Here is an 18,036-nt window from a genome sequence, read left to right on the forward strand (position 1 = left end):
GCCGGGACTAGAGCCAGCGTTACAGCCGGGGTTAGACCTGGGCGTAGAGGAAGGTCACGACGACGTCCGAGGCCTGCCAGCGCGTCCCACGCGGCGCATACAGGGTGCCTTGACGGTCAATTACTCGCATACCGGCGAGGGTGTTCGACCCCGCCGTCTGCATCGCCGACGGGATGCTGCCGAGGGTCGTGAACGTGCCGCCGATCTCGTAGAGACGAACGTCGGTGGTGCCCTCGCCGCTGCCGATCAGCATCGCCACCGAGTTGGAGTCGACCCACGCGACGTCGTTGGGCTGTTCGCCCGGCAAGGCCAGAACCAATGGATCGCCGAGTCGGATGGGCGTGGCATTCTCATCGCGCACGATCGGTGTGATCGCCAGCCGAACTCCATCGGAGGCCTCGTAGAGGAACGCAATGCGCGTGCCATCACGAGACACCTGATGGGAGACGAAATTCGGCGAGATGCCGGCGGGTAGCGCGAGATCGAAGGTCTGATACGTGCCGATCTCAGTCAGATGCAGCCCCGGCTCAGTGGTCGATTGCGTCCACACCCAGTCCCAGTTGTCGAGCGCTGGCTCGACCTGTCCACCGCGCGAATCGATGAAGGTGGCCTCAGCATCCCCGAAGCTCATGGCGTACGTGCCTTCGTCGGTGAGGAGCGCCACCGTCTGCTGCGAGGCAGAGAGTGCACCACGGATCGGTTCGAGCCGCTTGACCTCGGCAACGACGTTGTCCGCCCCGTCTGGTGGGGTGATGGAGCCGCCGCTGAGATACCCGAGCGAGGTTCCCTGCTGCACGAGCGGTGAAGAATTGACCTGCGGCGAGGTGATAACTTCCTCTGCGGACGGGAGCGACACATCCAACCTCGCGCCGTTGACCTGCATCTCGACGTTCGTGATCTCGGGGAAGGACTTGAGCGTCTGCTCGAGCTGCAAGCGCATGTGCGAAAGCGCGCTCGCCGAGGTGCTCGAGACGGCGTCGGAGAAATTGACGACCGCCGTTGCACCATTGACCCGAACTTGCGAGATGAGCTCGGCCTCGGCGGGGAACGCGGAAGTCACGGCCTGCCCCGGAAGCATCCATTGCGCGGGGCCCGACAGCAGTTCCTCGACCGCGCGCGTGGCCGCTCGATTGTCGTCCGGGAACCAGCGCAGATCGGGCGAGGTGTAGCGTTGCAGACCGTCGAAGAACACGAGCGTGCGCGGCTCGAAGAGGTCGGTGAAGGCCTGCTGAATGAGGACGATGCCGTTCGGCGCCTCGGAGATCCGCCACTCGCCGTCGACCTGCGCGAGCGTGAATTCGAGGGTCGCGCTACTCGACTCGAGCGATTCCGCGTACACACCGTGCGCATCCACCTTGCCGTACGTCGGCACGGAGACCACGATGTTCTCTCCGGTGCCCGCCTTCATCGAGGCCTGACCATCGCTTACGAGGATTTGATGGTCCGGATTCCAATTCTCGGCGGCGTTCCCGGTGAGGTACTCTCGCGCAATCGAGTAGTCGTTCTGCGTGCCGGTTCCCGCATCAATGAATCCCTGGACGATCTCCTCCCGCGTAGCCCCCGCATCAGGTCCCGACGGGAAATACCGAATGTCCTGGGGCGCGTCCTCTTCCTGCTGATTTCCCTGTTGCACTGGGCCCGACAAGGGCATCTGTGCGCAGCCCACGAGGACGGCGACGAGCAGCATGCCTAAAAGCGCAGTGAGGGATGCACGGAATCGGTTCACTTGTCATCTCCCGTCGCGGGCATGGCTTGCGCCCCGCCCGCATCATCGGATTCCTTGTGGGTGGCGTTCGTCGGCAATGCCCCGGTCTCCGGGTCCGCCCCGGCAAGGTACTCCCAGTGGTCGTCCTCGCTCATGCCAAGTCCGGGCAGTTCGATCGGCTGTGTCTCAAGACTCTTCTCGTCGAATTTCTCTGGGCGTCGGTCCGCCGCTTCGACGGTGTAGGTCTCGGCGCCCGCGTCATCGGGCACAAGCGGCAGCGGCGAGGAGACGATCGGCTCGTCGACGTGGCGCGGGAGCGTCAGCCGGAAATTGGAGCCAAGCTCGGGCGCCGACCACAGTTCGAGTCGTCCGTTGTGGAGCTGCGCATCCTCTTGCGAAATGGCCAGGCCGAGGCCCGAGCCGCCCATCGTGCGCTTTCGCGAGGGGTCGGCGCGCCAGAAGCGCGAAAACACCTGCGTCTGCTGCTCGTCGGTCATGCCCACGCCGTAGTCGCGTACCGAGATCGCCACGGCGGTGGCGTTGCCATCCACGGAGACAAGGATGGGCTTTCCCTCGCCGTGCTCGATCGCGTTCGCCACCAGGTTGCGAATCACGCGGTTAACGCGACGCTCGTCAAACTCCGCCTCGATGTGCGTCGACGTCGCGCGCAGGATGAGCGCCTCGCCTTGGTCGGCCGCGACCTGGGTCATGCCCTCGATCACGTCCTCCGCGAGGAGCGTGAGGTCGTTGGGCTTGCGCAGGAGCTGGACCGCGCCGGCGTCGTATCTCGAAATCTCGAGGAGGTCGGCGAGCAGCAGCTCGAAGCGCTCGATCTGGTCTTGGAGCAGCTCCGCCGAGCGCGCAACGGTCGGTTCGAGTTCGTCCTTCCGCGCGTACACAATGCCGGCCGCGAGCCTGATCGTCGTGAGCGGGGTGCGCAGCTCGTGCGAGACGTCGGACACGAACCGCTGCTGCACCTGCGAGAGATCCTCGAGCTGCTCGATCTGTCGCTGCAGGTTGTCGGCCATGTCGTTAAACGAGCGGGCCAACGTCCCGATGTCGTCTTGGCCCTGTTCCGGGATGCGCTCTTCAAGGTGTCCGGCCGCGAGCTTCCGCGAGGTCTGTGCCGCGACTCTGATGGGGCGGATCACCGCGCGCATAATCCCGCCGACAATCGCTCCGACCATGAGCACGAGGATCGCCATCGAGATCGTCAGTGTGCGCTGAACGAAGTCGAGCGTGTCCTGCGAGGACTGCATCGAATACACGAGGTAGAGCTCGTACGTGCCGGCGGTCGGCACGGTCACGGTCGACCCGACCACGAGTGCTGGCTCCGGCCGCCCGTCCTCGGAATCCAGGCTCACCGACTGGTAGACCGTGGTCTGCGGATCCGCCTGCAGCGCCGCGCGGATCTCGTCGCTCACGAGATCCTGCGGCACCGTTCCCGAGGCGATGTCCTGCAGTACCGTGTCGGATTCGGCGGAATTGTCGGCGCGGTAGAACGCAAAGCCGCTCGCGTTCGGCGCCTGCGCTAGCGCCGCATCCAACGCCTGGGTGCGCAGCGCCGTAATCGCGAGCTCATCGGTCTCAAGTCCCTGATCGAACGCCGCTTGCGCCGTGTTGACGGCGTGGTCGGCCTCTTGGAGGACCTGGTCAGCGCGGCTCGTATAGAGGTCGCGCGCGATCGTGTTCCCCATGACGACCGCGACGACAACCACCGTCGCGGTCGTGAGTACGACGGCGATGAGGGTCGTGCGGAAAGGCAGCGAGGTGCCCCAGAGATAGCGAATATTCGCGGTAAAACCGCTCGGCCGCCACCATTTCCCCGGCAGCGATTCGCTCTTATTGAGGTCGGCGTCTTCGCTGCTCATACTCGGGGCGAGCGTGATCGACTCGACCTTACTCGCGGGCTCGCGGCGGGCGTCGCGGAATCGCTGCAGCCAAGGTTGTGGCATGCGTTAGGCGGGGGTGTGACCGGCGCGGTAGCCAACGCCTCGCACGGTCGCCACGATTTTCGGCTGGTCCGGGTCAATTTCGACCTTGGCACGCAGGCGCTGCACGTGCACGTTAACGAGGCGCGTGTCAGCCTTGTACTGGTAGCCCCAGACCTGCTCAAGCAGTTCTTCGCGGCTAAATACCTTGTTCGGGGTGGATGCGAGGGTCAGCAGCAGGTCGAATTCAAGCGGCGTGAGGTTGATCGACTCATTGCCGCGAAGGACCTCGTGGGCCGCGACGTTAATAGTGAGGTCGCCGACGCGAATAATCTCGGTGTTCTCCGCGGGCGTCGAGCGCAGGCGCGTCTTGATGCGCGCGATGAGCTCCTTGGGGTTGAACGGCTTCACGATGTAGTCGTCCGCTCCGGCCTCGAGGCCGCGGACGACGTCGGTCGTGTCCGACTTGGCGGTGAGCATGATGATAGGTACACCGGACTCGGCACGGATGCGACCGCAGATCTCGATACCGTCCATGCCGGGCAGCATGACGTCGAGGAGCACGAGGTCCGGGTCAGTCTCGTGGAAGCGGTCCAGCGCCTTCGCCCCATCCGCGCAGAATTCGGGGACGTATCCCTCGGCACCAAGAACGATGCCGATCATCTCGGCCAGGGCAGTGTCGTCGTCAACCACCAGAATCTTTTCGGACACTACCGCTCCTTTTCGTCGTTCGCTTAGCCAATATTGTCGCAGGTGCTTACGACATTCCTCATGCCAGAGTACCCTGTTGCCACATACCCCCGCGTGAGGTTCGCCACCTGCTCAGTCCCATATGCAACGATGATTTGGTGACCGATCAGTACCCGGGCCAGCCCGGACCTCAGCCGCAATATCAGCAACCAAACCCCGGTGGGGCAGCTTCCTGGGATTACGGCCCTTCGGGTTCGCAATATGGCACCTCGGCACCCGGCGGCTGGACGCCCGCCCCGAAGCGAGGCATCATCCCGCTTCGGCCCCTGACCTTCGGCGAGATCTTCGGGTCGACGTTCAAGCTCCTCCGCGTCAACGTCGGCGTCTCCCTCGGCGCCGCGCTCATCGTTCAGGGCATTACGACGCTCGTCTCGGCGGGCCTTCCCGTCATTGTCGCCCTGTGGATGGCGAACCGCATCAGCATGGCTTCGCCGAGCGACGCTGCCCTGTTGTCTTCCGCCATGGTTGGCTGGCTCATCCTGTCCGTCATCCCGGGAATCTTGCTCTCGCTAGTCGGCTCCGCACTCGTGCAGGTGGTGATCGTCCAGGTCGTCGCGAAGAGCGTGCTGAATCAAAAGGCCCGACTCGGCGAGACCTTCAAGACCAGCTGGAGCAGGTTCTGGCCCGTGCTCGGGTACCTGGGGCTCTACTTTGCGGTGATTCTGGTATTCAGCGCGATCTTCGCCCTATTGATTTTCTGGGCCATCTCGCTCGGCACGAATGAGAATTTCGGTGGCATGGCGGCAGTGATCATCCTCGTGATCCTGCTGTCTGTCGGCGTCACTGTGCTTGCAATTTGGGTATTCACGAAGCTGACCTTCGTGATGCCCGCGATTGTGCTCGAAACGAAGGGCCCGATCGAGGCGATCCGACGCTCGTGGACCCTATCGAACGGCTACTTCTGGCGCACTTTCGGAATCATCGTGCTGATGTATCTGATCGTGCAGGTCATGTCGCAGGTCATCAGCGGTGTCTTTAGCCTGTTCACGACCTTTGCTCCTACCTTCTTCATCCCGACCGGCGATGTCGCCACCGGGCAGGAAGCCGGCTTCATTGCGCTTATGCTCGTGTTCCTGTTCATCACAATCCTGTTGTCCGTCCTCGTCGCGGCAATCGGCCAGGTCCTATTGAACGGCAGCGCCGTGATCATGTACACCGACCTCCGGATGCGCAAAGAGGGCCTCAATATTCACCTCCAGAACGCGGTCGAGGAGTACTCGGCTGGCCGCGAGCCCGAGCAGGACCCGTGGCTCGCCCCAGATCTCGGCCCGACGACGGTGCCCGGCACGTTTTCCGCGGGGGCTGGTGCCGGCGCAGGTGCGTACGGCGCGGCAGGGTACGGTGCCGCCGGTTACGGTGCGGGTGGGTACGGTGCGGGTGGGTACGGTGCCGCCGGGTACCCGCAGCAGGGATACCCGCAGACCGTCTATGGCCAAGCCGGTTACCAACAGGGCTCCCCGCAGCCTGGTTACGCACAGCCCGGCCATCAGCAGCCCGGCTACCAGCAGGCCGACCCGCAGCAGGATGCACCTCAGCCGGGATACGCTCAGCCCGGTTACCAGCAGGGCTACCCGCAGCAGGATGCGAGTCAGCAGGGCTACGCGGCTGCGGATTCCTATCCGCAGCCGCAGTCGGATGAGCGTCCCAGCCATCTCCCCGAGCAGCAGGCACCCTGGGTGAGCCAGCCCTGGCCGGAGGAATCGAGCACGCAGCGCGTTGACCCGATCGGGCCGGTCTCGCCGTACGCATCCACCGGCCGCGACGAGACGGCCGGAAGCGGCGACTCACCCGCGTCCGAGGGACAGCCGCAAGACACCGGGCACGACAACCGCACGCGTGACGATCAGACCGACGACGGCGGGGCGAACGGAGGCACCCGGCAGTGATTCCGCCGCTGTCAGTCATGGCAGGCGCATCCTTCGTTCGGGGCGCCGTGCCGCCGCTTGAACCCGACGAAGACACCGCCCGCGAATGGCTCGTCAGGGAGCTCGCGAAGTCCGAATACCAAAACGCGAAGCCGAACCCCATCGACGAGTTCTTCAATCGCATCTGGGAATGGATCGCCTCGCTGTTCAGCACGGATGGTACGGGCGGACTTGGGATCAATCCCGCCTGGATCTTCGTCATTCTGGCGATCGTCTTGGTCGTGATCGCGGTCGTCATTTTCGGCCGCCCCCGGGCGATTGCCCGGCGCCGTGCGGCCAATCAGTCGGTGTTCCTCGAAGATGATGATCGGTCCGTCGCGGAGCTGCGTGCCGCCGCAGACCAGGCGGCCCGCGCATCCGACTGGGGCCTCGCGACGACCGAGCGATTCCGCGCAATCAGCCGCTCGCTGAGCGACCGCACGCTGATCTCGATGCGCCCGGGCACGACGGCGCAAGGCGTCGCGCGCGCCGCGGCTACGCCCTTCCCGGATGAAGCTGGCCCGCTCCGCGACGCCGCGAATGTCTTCGACGAGGTGCGGTATCTCGGTCACACAACGGATGCCTCGGCCTACGAGGTCGTGCGAGATCTCGATCTTCGTCTCGAGAACAAGCGTCCGGCAACCCTCATCCCCGCCGAAACGGTGGCACGATGATGACAGCCACGTCCCACGCCAATGACACTGCCAATGACACTGCCAATGACACGGCCAATGACACGGCCAGCAATGCCGCCCCCGCGACGGCACAAGCAAGCGGCGCGGCCTCAGCGACAGCCCAAGCAGAATCGCTGACCCCGGATGCACGCCAGTGGTGGCGCCGGAGCCAGCGTTGGTTCTGGATCGCCCTCCTCGTCCTGCTTGTCGCCCTCGTCTCGATCGCGACATTCGGCGGCATGGCCGTCAATTCGAACCGTTTTCTCGACCCCACATCGCCGTCCCCGTCGGGTGCGCAGGCCCTCGTCACCGTCCTAGACGAACAGGGCATCGAGTTCACGCATGCGGAGAACAGTGCCGAGCTCGACGCGGCGCTGGCCGCGGACGGCTCGAAAACACTCGTCGTCGAGGATCCCTTTTATGCGCTCCAGGAAGACGACTGGGCCGCACTCCTTGATGTTGGTGCGGATCGCATCGTGGTGCTGTCGGCTTCGTTTCCCTCGATGACGTTGACCGAGCAGGTCGCGCAGCCCGAGGGCAATTTCGAAGTGAAGCTGGATGCGGATGGCGGGGTGATCAATGAGTCCATGCCCGATCGCTTTGAAGCAGGGAGTTGCTCGGCGCCACTCGCCGTGAATGCGCCCGCGATCACAAATCTCGGCGGCCGGGAATTTATGCCAGTCGGCGACGCGGTGGGCTGCTATCAGGTCCGGGACGGCTTCGCGCTCATCATCGGCGAGGCCACGCCTGGCGGGCCCGAAATTGCGGTGCTCGGCGCGCTCTCGAACCTGACGAACGAGAGCATCACCCTCGACGCGAACGCAGCGATGGCGCTCAACCTGCTGGGCACGAACGACCAGGTGGTTTGGTACACCCCGAGCCCAAGTGATTACACCGACGGCGGCCCGACGTTTGGTGACTACATCCCGCAGTGGCTCATGCCGGTGCTGCTCCTGATTTATCTCGCGGGCTTCGCCACGATTCTCTGGCGCGGCCGACGCTTCGGCCCGCTCGTGACCGAGCGTCTGCCAGTAACGGTGCCGGCAAACGAAACCCTCGAGGGCCGCGCCCGCCTCTACGATGCGAGCAACGCGAGGCTGCGGGCGCTCGATTCGATCCGAGTGGGGACCATCTCACGACTCGCCGATCTCACCGGAGTCGGACCCGGCGCATCCACCGAGGAAGTTATCGCCGCAACCGCCGGGCTCGCCGGCGTGCCACGCGAGCACGCCCACCGCGTCTTGCTCTCGGGCGAGCCGCAGACCGACCGCGACCTGGTCGACCTCGCGAACGCCGCCGCGGAGCTCGAGCGACGCGTGCGCGCGACGACCGGCAGACCGAAGCGAAAGCGCAAAGCGCGCGAGTCCTCGGCAACGCAACCCAGCGCATCCACCGGAGCCAGCGCATCCACCGTGCCCGGCGCATCCACCCCGGCGACGACCAACGCGCAGGATGCTACAACGGAGACCGCGACCACGCACACGAACGACACGCAACCAGACGATTCAGGGAATTCAGGAGAACGCGCATGACGAATGAGATTCGAGCCAAACTCGGCCAGGTTCGCGCCGAGGTCGCAAAATCGGTGGTCGGGCAGGATCAGGCCGTCGAGGGCATCGTGATCGCGCTGCTCTCCGGCGGCCACGTACTGCTCGAGGGCGTGCCGGGAACCGCGAAGACCCTGCTGGTGCGGACCATCAGCCAAGTGCTCGAGCTCGACACCAAGCGCGTCCAGTTCACGCCCGACATGATGCCCGGCGACGTGACCGGCTCGCTCGTTTTCAATACCAAGATCGGTGACTTCGAGTTCCGCGACGGTCCGGTATTCACGAACTTGCTGCTCGCGGACGAGATCAACCGCACGCCGCCGAAGACCCAGTCGGCGCTGCTCGAGGCGATGGAGGAACGCCAGGTCTCAGCGGATGGCGTGACCCGGCCGCTGCCAGATCCGTTCATGGTCGCCGCGACGATGAACCCGATCGAATACGAGGGCACCTACACGCTGCCCGAGGCGCAGCTCGACCGATTCCTGCTCAAGCTCGTGCTCGACCTGCCGCCGCGCGACGCCGAAATCGAGGTGCTGCGCCGCCACGCGGGCGGCTTCAACCCGCGGGACCTCCAGTCCGCTGGCGTGCGCAAGGTATTGAACGCGGATGAGCTGCGACGGGCTCAGCGAGAGGCGCACGCGACGCGGATCAGCGGCGATATCGTCGCCTATATCGTCGATCTCGCGCGGGCGACCCGCCAGTCCCCCTCGGTGCGGATGGGCGTGTCACCTCGAGGTGCGACGGCGCTGCTGAACGCCGCCAAGGCAAGCGCCTACCTGTACGGCTACGACGCCGTGACCCCCGATCACGTGCAGCGCATGGTGCTGCCGACCTGGCGCCACCGCCTCGCGCTCGAGCCCGAGGCCGAGATCGAGGGCGTCTCGAGCGACTCGATTCTGCGCTCGATCATGCAGCAGGTGCAGGTGCCCATCTAACTATGGCCATCAGCGGTATCTACGTCGGAGTGCTGCTGGTGGGGATGCTGCCGATCATGCTGTTCGGCACCTCCCCCACCAGCGCATTTGGCACGCTCGGCCTCGTGGTTGCGATCTGGCTCCTCCTCGGCCTCGTCGACTGGGTGCTCGCGGCCCCTGCGCGCAAGGTGTCGATCGAGCGCGAGCTGCCCGATCGAGTCCGACTCGGCGAGACCTTGACCTCCACCCTGTTCGTGACGAACCTCGGCCCGCGCACGCTGCGGGCGGTCATTCGCGACGGCTGGGAGCCGTCCGCCGGGGCTCCAAGGATGCGCGTCAAGCGATTCATTCCCGTCGGCGAGCGGCGCGCGGTACATACGGCCTTGAAGCCGTGGCGCCGCGGCGACCGGCGCAGCGAGTTCGTCGTGATCCGCTCGTGGGGCCCGTTGCACCTCACCGCCCGCCAGGCCGTGTTGAAGGCGCCAGGCCGGGTGCGCATCCTCCCGCCGTTTAATTCGAGGAAGCACCTGCCGTCGCGCATCGCGAGGCTTCGCGAGCTGGATGGGCAGACCACCCTGCAGGTGCGCGGCCAGGGCACCGAATTCGATTCGCTGCGCGACTACGTGCGCGGCGATGACGTGCGCTCGATCGACTGGCGCGCGACGGCACGACAGCAGGAGCTCGTCGTGCGCACCTGGCGACCGGAACGTGATCGCCGCGTGATCATCGTTATCGATTCGGGTCGCACCGCGGCGGCACGCATCGAGGATGAGACGCGGCTCGATACCGCGATCGAGTCGGCCTTGCTGCTCGCGGCGCTGGCGACTCGTGCCGGTGACCGCGTCGAGCTCGTTGCATTCGACCAGCGCGTTCGAGCGCGCGTGCAGGGGTTCTCGGGCTCGGTACTGCTGTCGAAGATCACGGATGCGATGGCAAACGTCGAGCCCGAGCTGATCGAGATGAATTGGCAGGAGGTGCCGCGGCTCGTTCGCGAGGTCACGACGCACCGCGCGCTTGTCGTGCTGCTGACGACCGCAGACAACGCGGGGACCGCGCGAGGGCTTCTCGAGATGCTTCCTTCAATCACGCATCAGCACCTTGTCATGGTCGCGTCGGTGATCGACCCCGAGACGGAGGAACTCGCCGAAGAGCTGTCGGATCGCGACGCGGTGATGCGCGCCGCTGCCGCCGAGCGCGCGATGCTGGATGCGGGGCAGGTTCGCCGCACCATGACGCGACTCGGGGCGGATGCAGTGGCCGCGACGCCGTACGAGCTGCCGCCTCGCGTCGCCGATCGGTACCTCGAGCTGAAGAAGGCCGGGCGGCTATAAGCGCCAGCCGTCATTGCGCCTGTCGAAAGGTGCCTCCGGTCCTTGAGCCTGTCGAAAGGTGCCTCCGGTCCTTGAGCCTGTCGAAAGGTGTTCATAGGCACCTTCGTTCGCCAACGGTCCCACTCGAGTCGTTCATTGTTCGAGTATTCGTTCGACTTTTTCTCAAACTCCCTCTTGCATATTCGAATCTATGTTCGATACTATGGTGTCACGGAAACGAACACCCCTTCGAATCCACGGCCCGCAGCATCGCGACCAGGAGGCACCACTCCAATGTCCGAGAACGAACCGCCCAACACTCCCGACGATTCCCCGCACGAGCCACACCCCGACACCTACACCCACCACCGCGACCGACTCACCGAAGCCACCACAACCTGCACCAGGTCGGAGGAATCAACCACCGCCCGCTCGCGACTGATCCGCGACACCTACAAAACCGCCCAACTCATGCTCGGCCAAGCCGACGCGATCACCCTCCACACCCTCGCCGCCGCCTACCAACTCGCCGACACCCTCGCCACGGCTGACGCGGCGGGCGACCCGGACGGGCACACGTTCCTCCACGACCGCGACCGTCGCTTCGCGTGGCAGCTGCGGTCCCTGATGGGCGAGCTCAGCCTCGTCATACGCGACACCGACACCGCCCTGCGAAACCGTGCCCACGACGCGCACACCCTCGTGACTTGCTACCCCGAGTGGGTCGACGCGATCGCCGAAGCCCGCATCACCCTCCGCCACGCCCGCGAACTGCTCCGCGGCGTGAGCGCCCTCCACCTCAGCGACGCGGTCGCGCTCGCCGAGCGGGCGCTTCGGTATGCCGCGTCGCACGCGGTCCACGAAACCCGCAAATACGTGGACCGGGAAGCCGCGAAGCTCGCGGCCGAGGACTTCGAAGCCGCCCACGCCCGCGAACGCGCCGCACGCTACGTGTCGGTACGCCCGGAAGCATACGGGATGGCGACGCTGTTCGCGTACCTGCCGCTGGAGCAGGCCACCGCGATCCACGAGATCCTCACCCGCCAGGCCCGCGCCCTGCGCGAGGACCAGCAGCGCGACGCGGACGCGGCTCGCGCCACGGGTGCGGACGGTGTCGGTCTCGACAGCGCCGCCCGTGCCGACACCGCCCGTGCCGACACCGCCCGGGCCGACGCCGCCGGGAGCGCCGACGGTGCCGCTACTGCCGACAGTGCCCCTGCTGCCGACAGTGCCCCTGCTGCAAGCGGCGTCACGGGTGACACCGTCGCGCCGGACACGCGCACCACCGCGCAACTCAAGGCCGACATCTTCGCCGAAACCCTGCTCACCGCGACCCCCGAATCGATCCTCACGAGCCCCACCGCGGGCGCGGCGCGAATCACCGCGACCGTGAACATCACCATCCCCGTCCTCACCCTCCTCGAAGGCCGCGTCGATGGCAGCGACCCCGCCCTGCTCGACGGGATCGCGCCGATCGGGTTCGACACCGCCCGGCAGCTCGCCGCGAGCGCGCCTGGGTGGCAGCGGATCCTGACCCACCCAATCACCGGGCATGCGGTATCGGTCGACACGTACACCCCGAGCGCGAGCCTGCGCCGATTCGTGCAGATCCGCGACACGACCTGCCGCCACCCCGGCTGCGCCCGCCCCGCCACGGCGAGCGATCTCGACCACACCATCCCGTACGTCGACGGCGGGGCCACCTCACAGTCGAATCTTGCCGCGCTGTGCCGACCGCACCACGTGCAGAAACATCACGCCGGGTGGGGCGTGCGGCACGTCGGTCGCGGGGTGTTCGAGTTCACCACCCCGCTCGGCCACACCACGGTGACCGAGCCCGCGACCCACGGGCCGCGGTTCCACCCCACCGGGGAACGCGTCGACGGGCCCGCCACGAATTCGGGAAGTGGGCCCGCCGACGAGGCGCCGGCCGGACAGAACGGGAGCGACGACCAGCCCCCGTTCTAGCCGCGGGACCCGCCGCAACCACGGCGAGACTCAAACAACCCCAATCCATCCTCGTTCCTTATCCGTCGCGATTGCTTAGGCGCAGTGCGAACTGCGCCTATTCGTCGCGCCCGCACTAGACGCTAGCGAAACCAAGCAACCAAGCAACCGAGCAACCAAGCAGCCAAGCAGCCAAGCAGCCAATCCTGCACCGCAGAAACGAAGTCCCGTTATTCGGCGTGGACCCGCTGGTAGCCCGCCTCAGACTCGCGCAGGTCGCCATCGTGGCCTGCCCTGTACGCCCGCCGCCCGAGCACGAGTGAGTACGCCAGGTAACTCCCGAGCGCCAACGCACCGATACCGATCTTGATCGCCCACGGCCAGTCCTGCCGCGTCACGAACCCTTCGATGAGCCCCGACAGAAAGAGGAAGATCGTGGTGCCGACCGCGACGATGATGAGCGTTCGGCCCGCATGACCGAGCGCCTCCATACGCGTGCGATTCCCCGGCACAATCAACGACCAGAAGACCGCGAACCCCGCCCCCGCAGCCACGAACACCATCGTGAGCTCGAGCAGGCCGTGCGGTGAGATCCAGAGGAAGAACGCGTCGAGGTGCCCGAAGTAGGCCAGCAATGCTGCAGAAGTTCCAAGGCTCACGGCGTTTTGAATGATCACCATGATCGGCCAGACGCCCGTGATGCCGAACGCGATGCACTGCAACGCGATGAACGCGTTGTTCGTGAATACCCGCGCCGCGAACGCCGACTCCGAATACTCCGAGTAGTAGTTGATGAAGTCTTCCTCGGCGTACTGCTTCAACCCGGCCTCGGTCCCATAGAACGCGAGCAGCTCCGGGTTCGCGGCATGCCACACATACGACAGCACGCCAATCACGATGGTCAAGACCGCCGCGGCAAGCGTCCACCAGCGAACGCGATAGAGCGAAGCGGGCAGCTGCTCGACGAAAAACTCACGCAACACCAAAAGCGGATTGCGCCGAACGCGGGTAAAGCGCATCCGTGCCTGCGACAGCGTGACCGAGAGCGCGGTAGTCTCCGCGGTCTCGCCGTAGGTCGTTCGCAACGCCGAAAGATCGGTCGCGCCCGACTGATAACCGGCGATGAGCTCGTCCGATTCGGCACCGTCGAGCGACCTTTTCCGGGCGAGGTCACGCAGCCGCTCCCACCTACCGTGGTGCGCTGCCGAGTACGCGTCGATATCCATGTGGTGCAATGATGACATGACGACCTTGGCAACAACGGGCAGCACCACTCACGATGACGAAGACGTTGTCATTGGCGAAGGCGTCGCCCTGGGCGTCCCCGCCGCCGGCTTCCTCAGCCGCGCCGGGTCGGCCACGATCGACGTCATCGTGATCATGCTCGGCTACGTGCTCTCCGTCCTCGCCCTCGCCTGGCTACTCGAGATGTACATCCTCGCGACCGGCATCATGATCGAGGATGCGTGGCTCGCCGTCATCCAGGTCATCTGGCTTGTCCTGTGGACAGTGCTCGTGCCGGTCATCGTCGAGACACTCTCGCATGGTCGATCGCTCGGCAAGCTCATCTTCGGGCTACGAATCGTGCGCGACGACGGCGGCGCCATCGGGTTCCGTCACGCGCTCATCCGCGGACTCGTCGGCCTCCTCGAGCTCTATCTCTCGCTAGGCGCCGTCGCGCTCCTCGCGGGTCTTTTCAACCCCCGCGCGAAGCGCCTCGGCGACATGCTCGCTGGCACTTACGCGCAGCTCGAGCGGGTGAAGCGCCCGGCCCCGCACTTTCTCCAGCTGCCACCCATCCTGCAGGGATGGGCCCAAGTCGCCGACGTCTCGAGGCTCCCCGACCGAACCGCACGACGGATGCACGACTTCTTTCTGCAGGCTCCCAAGCTTGATCCGAGGGCGCGGGTCCAGCTCGCCGGGGTAATCGCGCGTGAGATTCGACCGTACGTGCATCCGGTTCCCGACGTGGATGCGGAGACATTCCTCGTTGGGGTCTCGGTGCTTCGACGCGACCGCGAATTGCAAGGCATCGTGGGGCGCCAGACACGCGTCGAGCGACTCACTTCGGCGGTCGACCAGCTCCCCCACAACTTCCCGTATCGCGGCTAGCCTCGCGCCCGGTTGGCTGCGCCTCCTTGGACTTGCAGCTCGGAATACCCCTACCGTGATTCCTGTCGCTGCACGCGCAGCAGAATTACGGCGACGATGAAGCACCCCAGATAGGTCACCGCGACGGCGACCCAGCCCATGGTGAACGCGCCGGTGGTTTCGACGATCGTGCCGAGAATGGCAGGTCCAAGCGCGAAGCCGAGGTACATGCCCGCCGCGACAAGACCGGATGCCACCCCGATCCTGCCCTTCGGCGCGGCCTCGACGATGCCCGAGTTGATGACGACGTTTGCCGCGAGCGGCAGGATCGCGTGCAGGATCACACCAATCCACATGAAGGCGTCGACCTGGGTGTATTCGGCCGCGATGAGGAACGCGAGCCCAGCGATGCCGCCCAGGCTCATCACCATGATGAGCGGCGCAGGCTTCCCCAGCTTGCCCGTGATGCGTCCCCAACCGATACGGCTGAGAATGCCAAACACCCCAATCACGCCTAGCATCAGCCCAGCAATGGTGATCGAATAGCCCATCGCGTTCACCGCGAACAGCGACGCGAAGCCGTTGACGCCCTGCGTCCCCACCGCGTTCAGGAACGAAGCGACCGCGAATAACCAGACCGCCGCGGGCATCCGCTTCGATTTCCCCGGTAGCTGGATGCTCGCCGTAATCGGCTGCGTCTGGTCCGGTTTCGGGAGCCGGAGTTTCGAAATAACGATCCACGAGAGGATCAGCGCCGGGACGAGGACCGCGGCTCCGGCGAGTGCGGCGCCCCGCCAGCCCGCGGCTGCCGCGATGACCGGGAAGATCAGACCCGAGATCAACATGCCCATCTGGACACCCGACTGTTTCCAGCCCATCCAGGACGAGCGCTGTTGCAGCGGCACGCGCGCGCCGATGATTCGGTTGGTGAGCGGGTTCGAAAACGACTGCGCGGGCCCAGCGATCAGCGCCGCGACCACCAACACCCAATACGAGGTCAAGGATGCGCTCACCAACAGTGCGACGATGACGCCGCCGATAATGAGCACGATTTGGGCGCGGGGGTCGAGCCGGTCCGCGACCCTCCCGACGAACGCCGAGGTGATTCCGGCGCTCACAAAAATGAGCGTCAGGAGCAAGCCGTATTGGCTCTCGGTGATGTTGAATTCGATAAGGACGGTCGAGCTCAGAGCGCTCAGCGCGAAGTTGAAGACCGGACCCGCCGCCATCGCGATCATCAGGACGATGAGCAGGATGACGGGTGCACGACGAGGCGCCTCGGGCGCGGGGACTGACATGCTGCTTAGCATATGCCCGCGCGCACGAGGCGCCTGACGTTTTCGGTGGCCGAGTAGCGCTGAAAGCGCGCCTACTCACCGACCAGAATTACTGGCCCGCGTAGGGGTCCGGAACCGCGGTGTACTTCGTGTAGAGGTACTCTTCGATGCCCTCGAACGAGCCTTCCTTGCCGACACCCGACATCTTCACACCACCGAACGGTGCCGCGGCGTTCGAGAGCACGCCGACGTTGAGGCCCATCATGCCCGACTCGATGCCGTCGATCATGCGCTGGCCGCGAGCGAAGTCGCCCGTGAAGACGTACGACATGAGGCCGTACTCGGATGCGTTGGCGAGCTTGATTGCTTCGGCCTCGTCCTCGAACTGCACGATCGGGAGAACCGGTCCGAAGATCTCCTCGGTGACAACCTGCGAGTCAAGGCTGACGTTGTTGAGGACGGTTGCCTCGAAGAAGAAGCCCTCGCCGGTGCCCTTGTTACCACCGGTAACGACCTCGGCGCCCTTGGACTTCGCATCCTCGACCATCTCGGCGACCTTGTTGACGGCCTTTTCTTCGACGAGTGGACCGATGATGACGCCCTCTTCGGTACCGCGACCCATCTTGAAGCCCGAAACTCGCTCGGAGACGCGCTTGCTGAACTCGTCAGCGATCGACTTCTGCACGTAGATGCGGTTTGCCGCGGTGCAGGCCTGGCCGATGTTGCGGAACTTCGCGGCGATCACGCCTTCGACGGCCTTGTCGAGGTCTGCATCCTCGAACACGACGAACGGTGCGTTGCCACCGAGCTCCATCGAGGTGCGGAGCACCTTGTCAGCCGCCTGCTTCATGAGGTTGATGCCGACCGGGGTCGAGCCGGTGAACGAGACCTTGCGGAGGCGGTCGTCTTCCATGATGACGTTCGAGACACCGGCGGTGTCGCGGGTCGTGATGACGTTGATGACACCCTTGGGTACACCGACCTCTTCGAAGATCTTCACGAGGTACATGGTGGTGAGCGGGGTGAGCGACGCGGGCTTGACGACGACGGTGTTACCCGCGGCGAGGGCCGGACCGATCTTTCGGGTCGCCATTGCAAGCGGGAAGTTCCACGGCGTGATCAGGAAGCAGGGGCCAACCGGGTGCTTCGTGACGATCATGCGGGCGTTGCCCTCGGGGGTCGCACCGTAGCGGCCGATGACGCGCGAAGCCTCTTCCGAGAACCAGCGGAGGAACTCGGCACCGTAGGTAACCTCGCCCTGTGCCTCGGCGAGCGGCTTACCCATCTCGAGAGTCATGAGCAGCGCGAAGTCGTCGCGAAGCTCGATCACGCGGTCGAACGCGCGACGCAGCAGCTCGCCGCGTTCACGAGCGGGCGTACGCGCCCACGAGAGCTTTGCCGCATCGGCTGCATCAAGGGCGGCGGTGCCCTGCGCCGGGGTCGCGTTGGCGACGTGCGTCAGCACCTTGCCCGTCGAGGGGTCAAGCACCGCAAATGGCTCGTTCTCGCCGTCCACCCATTCGCCGTTGATGTACAGCTGCGTGGGGATCTTGGCAATGAGGTCGGCCTCATTCTGGAAGGTCATGGATGTGCTCCTCATCTAATGATTCGTGTATACGCGTGCTTCACGCGCCGCTGCGACGTACTCGCAACTACGCACAAGACAAAACGCTACACCCACGAGGCGGACACGAGTTGCATGCAATGGCACTAGATGGCAGCCCCGCGTTGTGCATGGACACTACAAATGATGCCCCCGGAAAATGGACGTCGCCTCGGGGGAACACGGCATCCCCCGAGGCAACATGGGTATGGTGTCACATCGCGCGGGAGTCGTGAAGCCATAATCCTGGCGAACTACGAAAATCCCCAATTTTCTCCCTTAGCGGGATGACGATAATTGTGCGCCGAAGCCATAGTCTCGATCCATCGACGGTGAGCTCGCTCCCGGTCATTCCCGCAGGTCCCCTCTCGAACAAAGGATTC

13 protein-coding genes are annotated in these 18,036 nt (G+C 65.2%); 7 read left to right on the forward strand and 6 right to left on the reverse strand.

What is annotated here, in order from left to right:
- Positions 1–31: 31 nt before the first annotated feature.
- The 3 genes from GMOLON4_RS09500 to mtrA are packed head-to-tail and all read right to left on the reverse strand — an operon-like array spanning position 32 to position 4,347.
- Positions 32–1,726: an LpqB family beta-propeller domain-containing protein gene (locus GMOLON4_RS09500; RefSeq protein ID WP_146137547.1), complete on the reverse strand. Its 1,695-nt coding sequence runs from the start codon at positions 1,724–1,726 to the stop codon at positions 32–34.
- Entirely contained in the window at positions 1,723–3,660 is a 1,938-nt protein-coding gene (gene mtrB / locus GMOLON4_RS09505; RefSeq protein ID WP_245575392.1) for an MtrAB system histidine kinase MtrB, read from the reverse strand. The genes GMOLON4_RS09500 and mtrB overlap by 4 nt, the downstream gene beginning before the upstream one ends.
- A 3-nt stretch (positions 3,661–3,663) precedes the next feature.
- The gene (gene mtrA, locus GMOLON4_RS09510) at positions 3,664–4,347 is read right to left on the reverse strand and encodes an MtrAB system response regulator MtrA (protein ID WP_026936443.1); all 684 of its coding nucleotides are present in this window, start codon (positions 4,345–4,347) and stop codon (positions 3,664–3,666) included.
- Positions 4,348–4,484: 137 nt separating this feature from the next.
- Between mtrA and GMOLON4_RS09515 the strand changes: the two genes are divergently transcribed.
- The 6 genes from GMOLON4_RS09515 (at position 4,485) to GMOLON4_RS09540 (ending at position 12,703) form a co-directional block, all read left to right on the forward strand.
- Positions 4,485–6,272: a glycerophosphoryl diester phosphodiesterase membrane domain-containing protein gene (locus GMOLON4_RS09515; RefSeq protein ID WP_156892035.1), complete on the forward strand. Its 1,788-nt coding sequence runs from the start codon at positions 4,485–4,487 to the stop codon at positions 6,270–6,272.
- A complete protein-coding gene (locus tag GMOLON4_RS09520) occupies positions 6,269–6,964 on the forward strand; it encodes a DUF4129 domain-containing protein (protein ID WP_146137546.1) in 696 nt (231 codons plus the stop codon). The genes GMOLON4_RS09515 and GMOLON4_RS09520 overlap by 4 nt, the downstream gene beginning before the upstream one ends.
- A complete protein-coding gene (locus tag GMOLON4_RS09525; protein WP_051266544.1) occupies positions 6,961–8,496 on the forward strand; it encodes a DUF4350 domain-containing protein in 1,536 nt (511 codons plus the stop codon). The genes GMOLON4_RS09520 and GMOLON4_RS09525 overlap by 4 nt, the downstream gene beginning before the upstream one ends.
- Complete coding sequence (locus tag GMOLON4_RS09530; protein WP_026936445.1) at positions 8,493–9,446, forward strand: AAA family ATPase; 954 nt, start codon at positions 8,493–8,495, stop codon at positions 9,444–9,446. The genes GMOLON4_RS09525 and GMOLON4_RS09530 overlap by 4 nt, the downstream gene beginning before the upstream one ends.
- 2 nt (positions 9,447–9,448) lie before the next feature.
- Positions 9,449–10,756 (forward strand): DUF58 domain-containing protein, encoded by a 1,308-nt coding sequence (locus GMOLON4_RS09535; RefSeq protein WP_026936446.1) that lies wholly within the window; start codon positions 9,449–9,451, stop codon positions 10,754–10,756.
- A 273-nt stretch (positions 10,757–11,029) separates the two neighbouring features.
- On the forward strand, positions 11,030–12,703 hold the full coding sequence (locus tag GMOLON4_RS09540) for an HNH endonuclease signature motif containing protein (RefSeq protein ID WP_026936454.1): 1,674 nt from the start codon (positions 11,030–11,032) through the stop codon (positions 12,701–12,703).
- Positions 12,704–12,912: 209 nt separating this feature from the next.
- On the opposite strand, the gene GMOLON4_RS09545 is transcribed toward GMOLON4_RS09540, so the two are convergent.
- Complete coding sequence (locus GMOLON4_RS09545) at positions 12,913–13,926, reverse strand: stage II sporulation protein M (protein WP_322745115.1); 1,014 nt, start codon at positions 13,924–13,926, stop codon at positions 12,913–12,915.
- On the opposite strand from GMOLON4_RS09545, the gene GMOLON4_RS09550 reads away from it, so the two are divergent.
- Positions 13,925–14,794, forward strand: a complete 870-nt coding sequence (locus GMOLON4_RS09550; RefSeq protein WP_035732428.1) for an RDD family protein — start codon at positions 13,925–13,927, stop codon at positions 14,792–14,794. The genes GMOLON4_RS09545 and GMOLON4_RS09550 overlap by 2 nt on opposite strands.
- A 50-nt stretch (positions 14,795–14,844) precedes the next feature.
- Here GMOLON4_RS09550 and GMOLON4_RS09555 read toward each other — a convergent pair whose 3' ends face one another.
- Complete coding sequence (locus GMOLON4_RS09555; RefSeq protein WP_026936457.1) at positions 14,845–16,071, reverse strand: MFS transporter; 1,227 nt, start codon at positions 16,069–16,071, stop codon at positions 14,845–14,847.
- An 88-nt stretch (positions 16,072–16,159) separates the two neighbouring features.
- Complete coding sequence (locus tag GMOLON4_RS09560; RefSeq protein ID WP_026936458.1) at positions 16,160–17,635, reverse strand: NAD-dependent succinate-semialdehyde dehydrogenase; 1,476 nt, start codon at positions 17,633–17,635, stop codon at positions 16,160–16,162.
- Between the last annotated feature and the right edge of the window lie 401 nt (positions 17,636–18,036).

It is taken from the genome of Gulosibacter molinativorax (genome assembly GCF_003010915.2).
Lineage (GTDB): Bacteria > Actinomycetota > Actinomycetes > Actinomycetales > Microbacteriaceae > Gulosibacter > Gulosibacter molinativorax.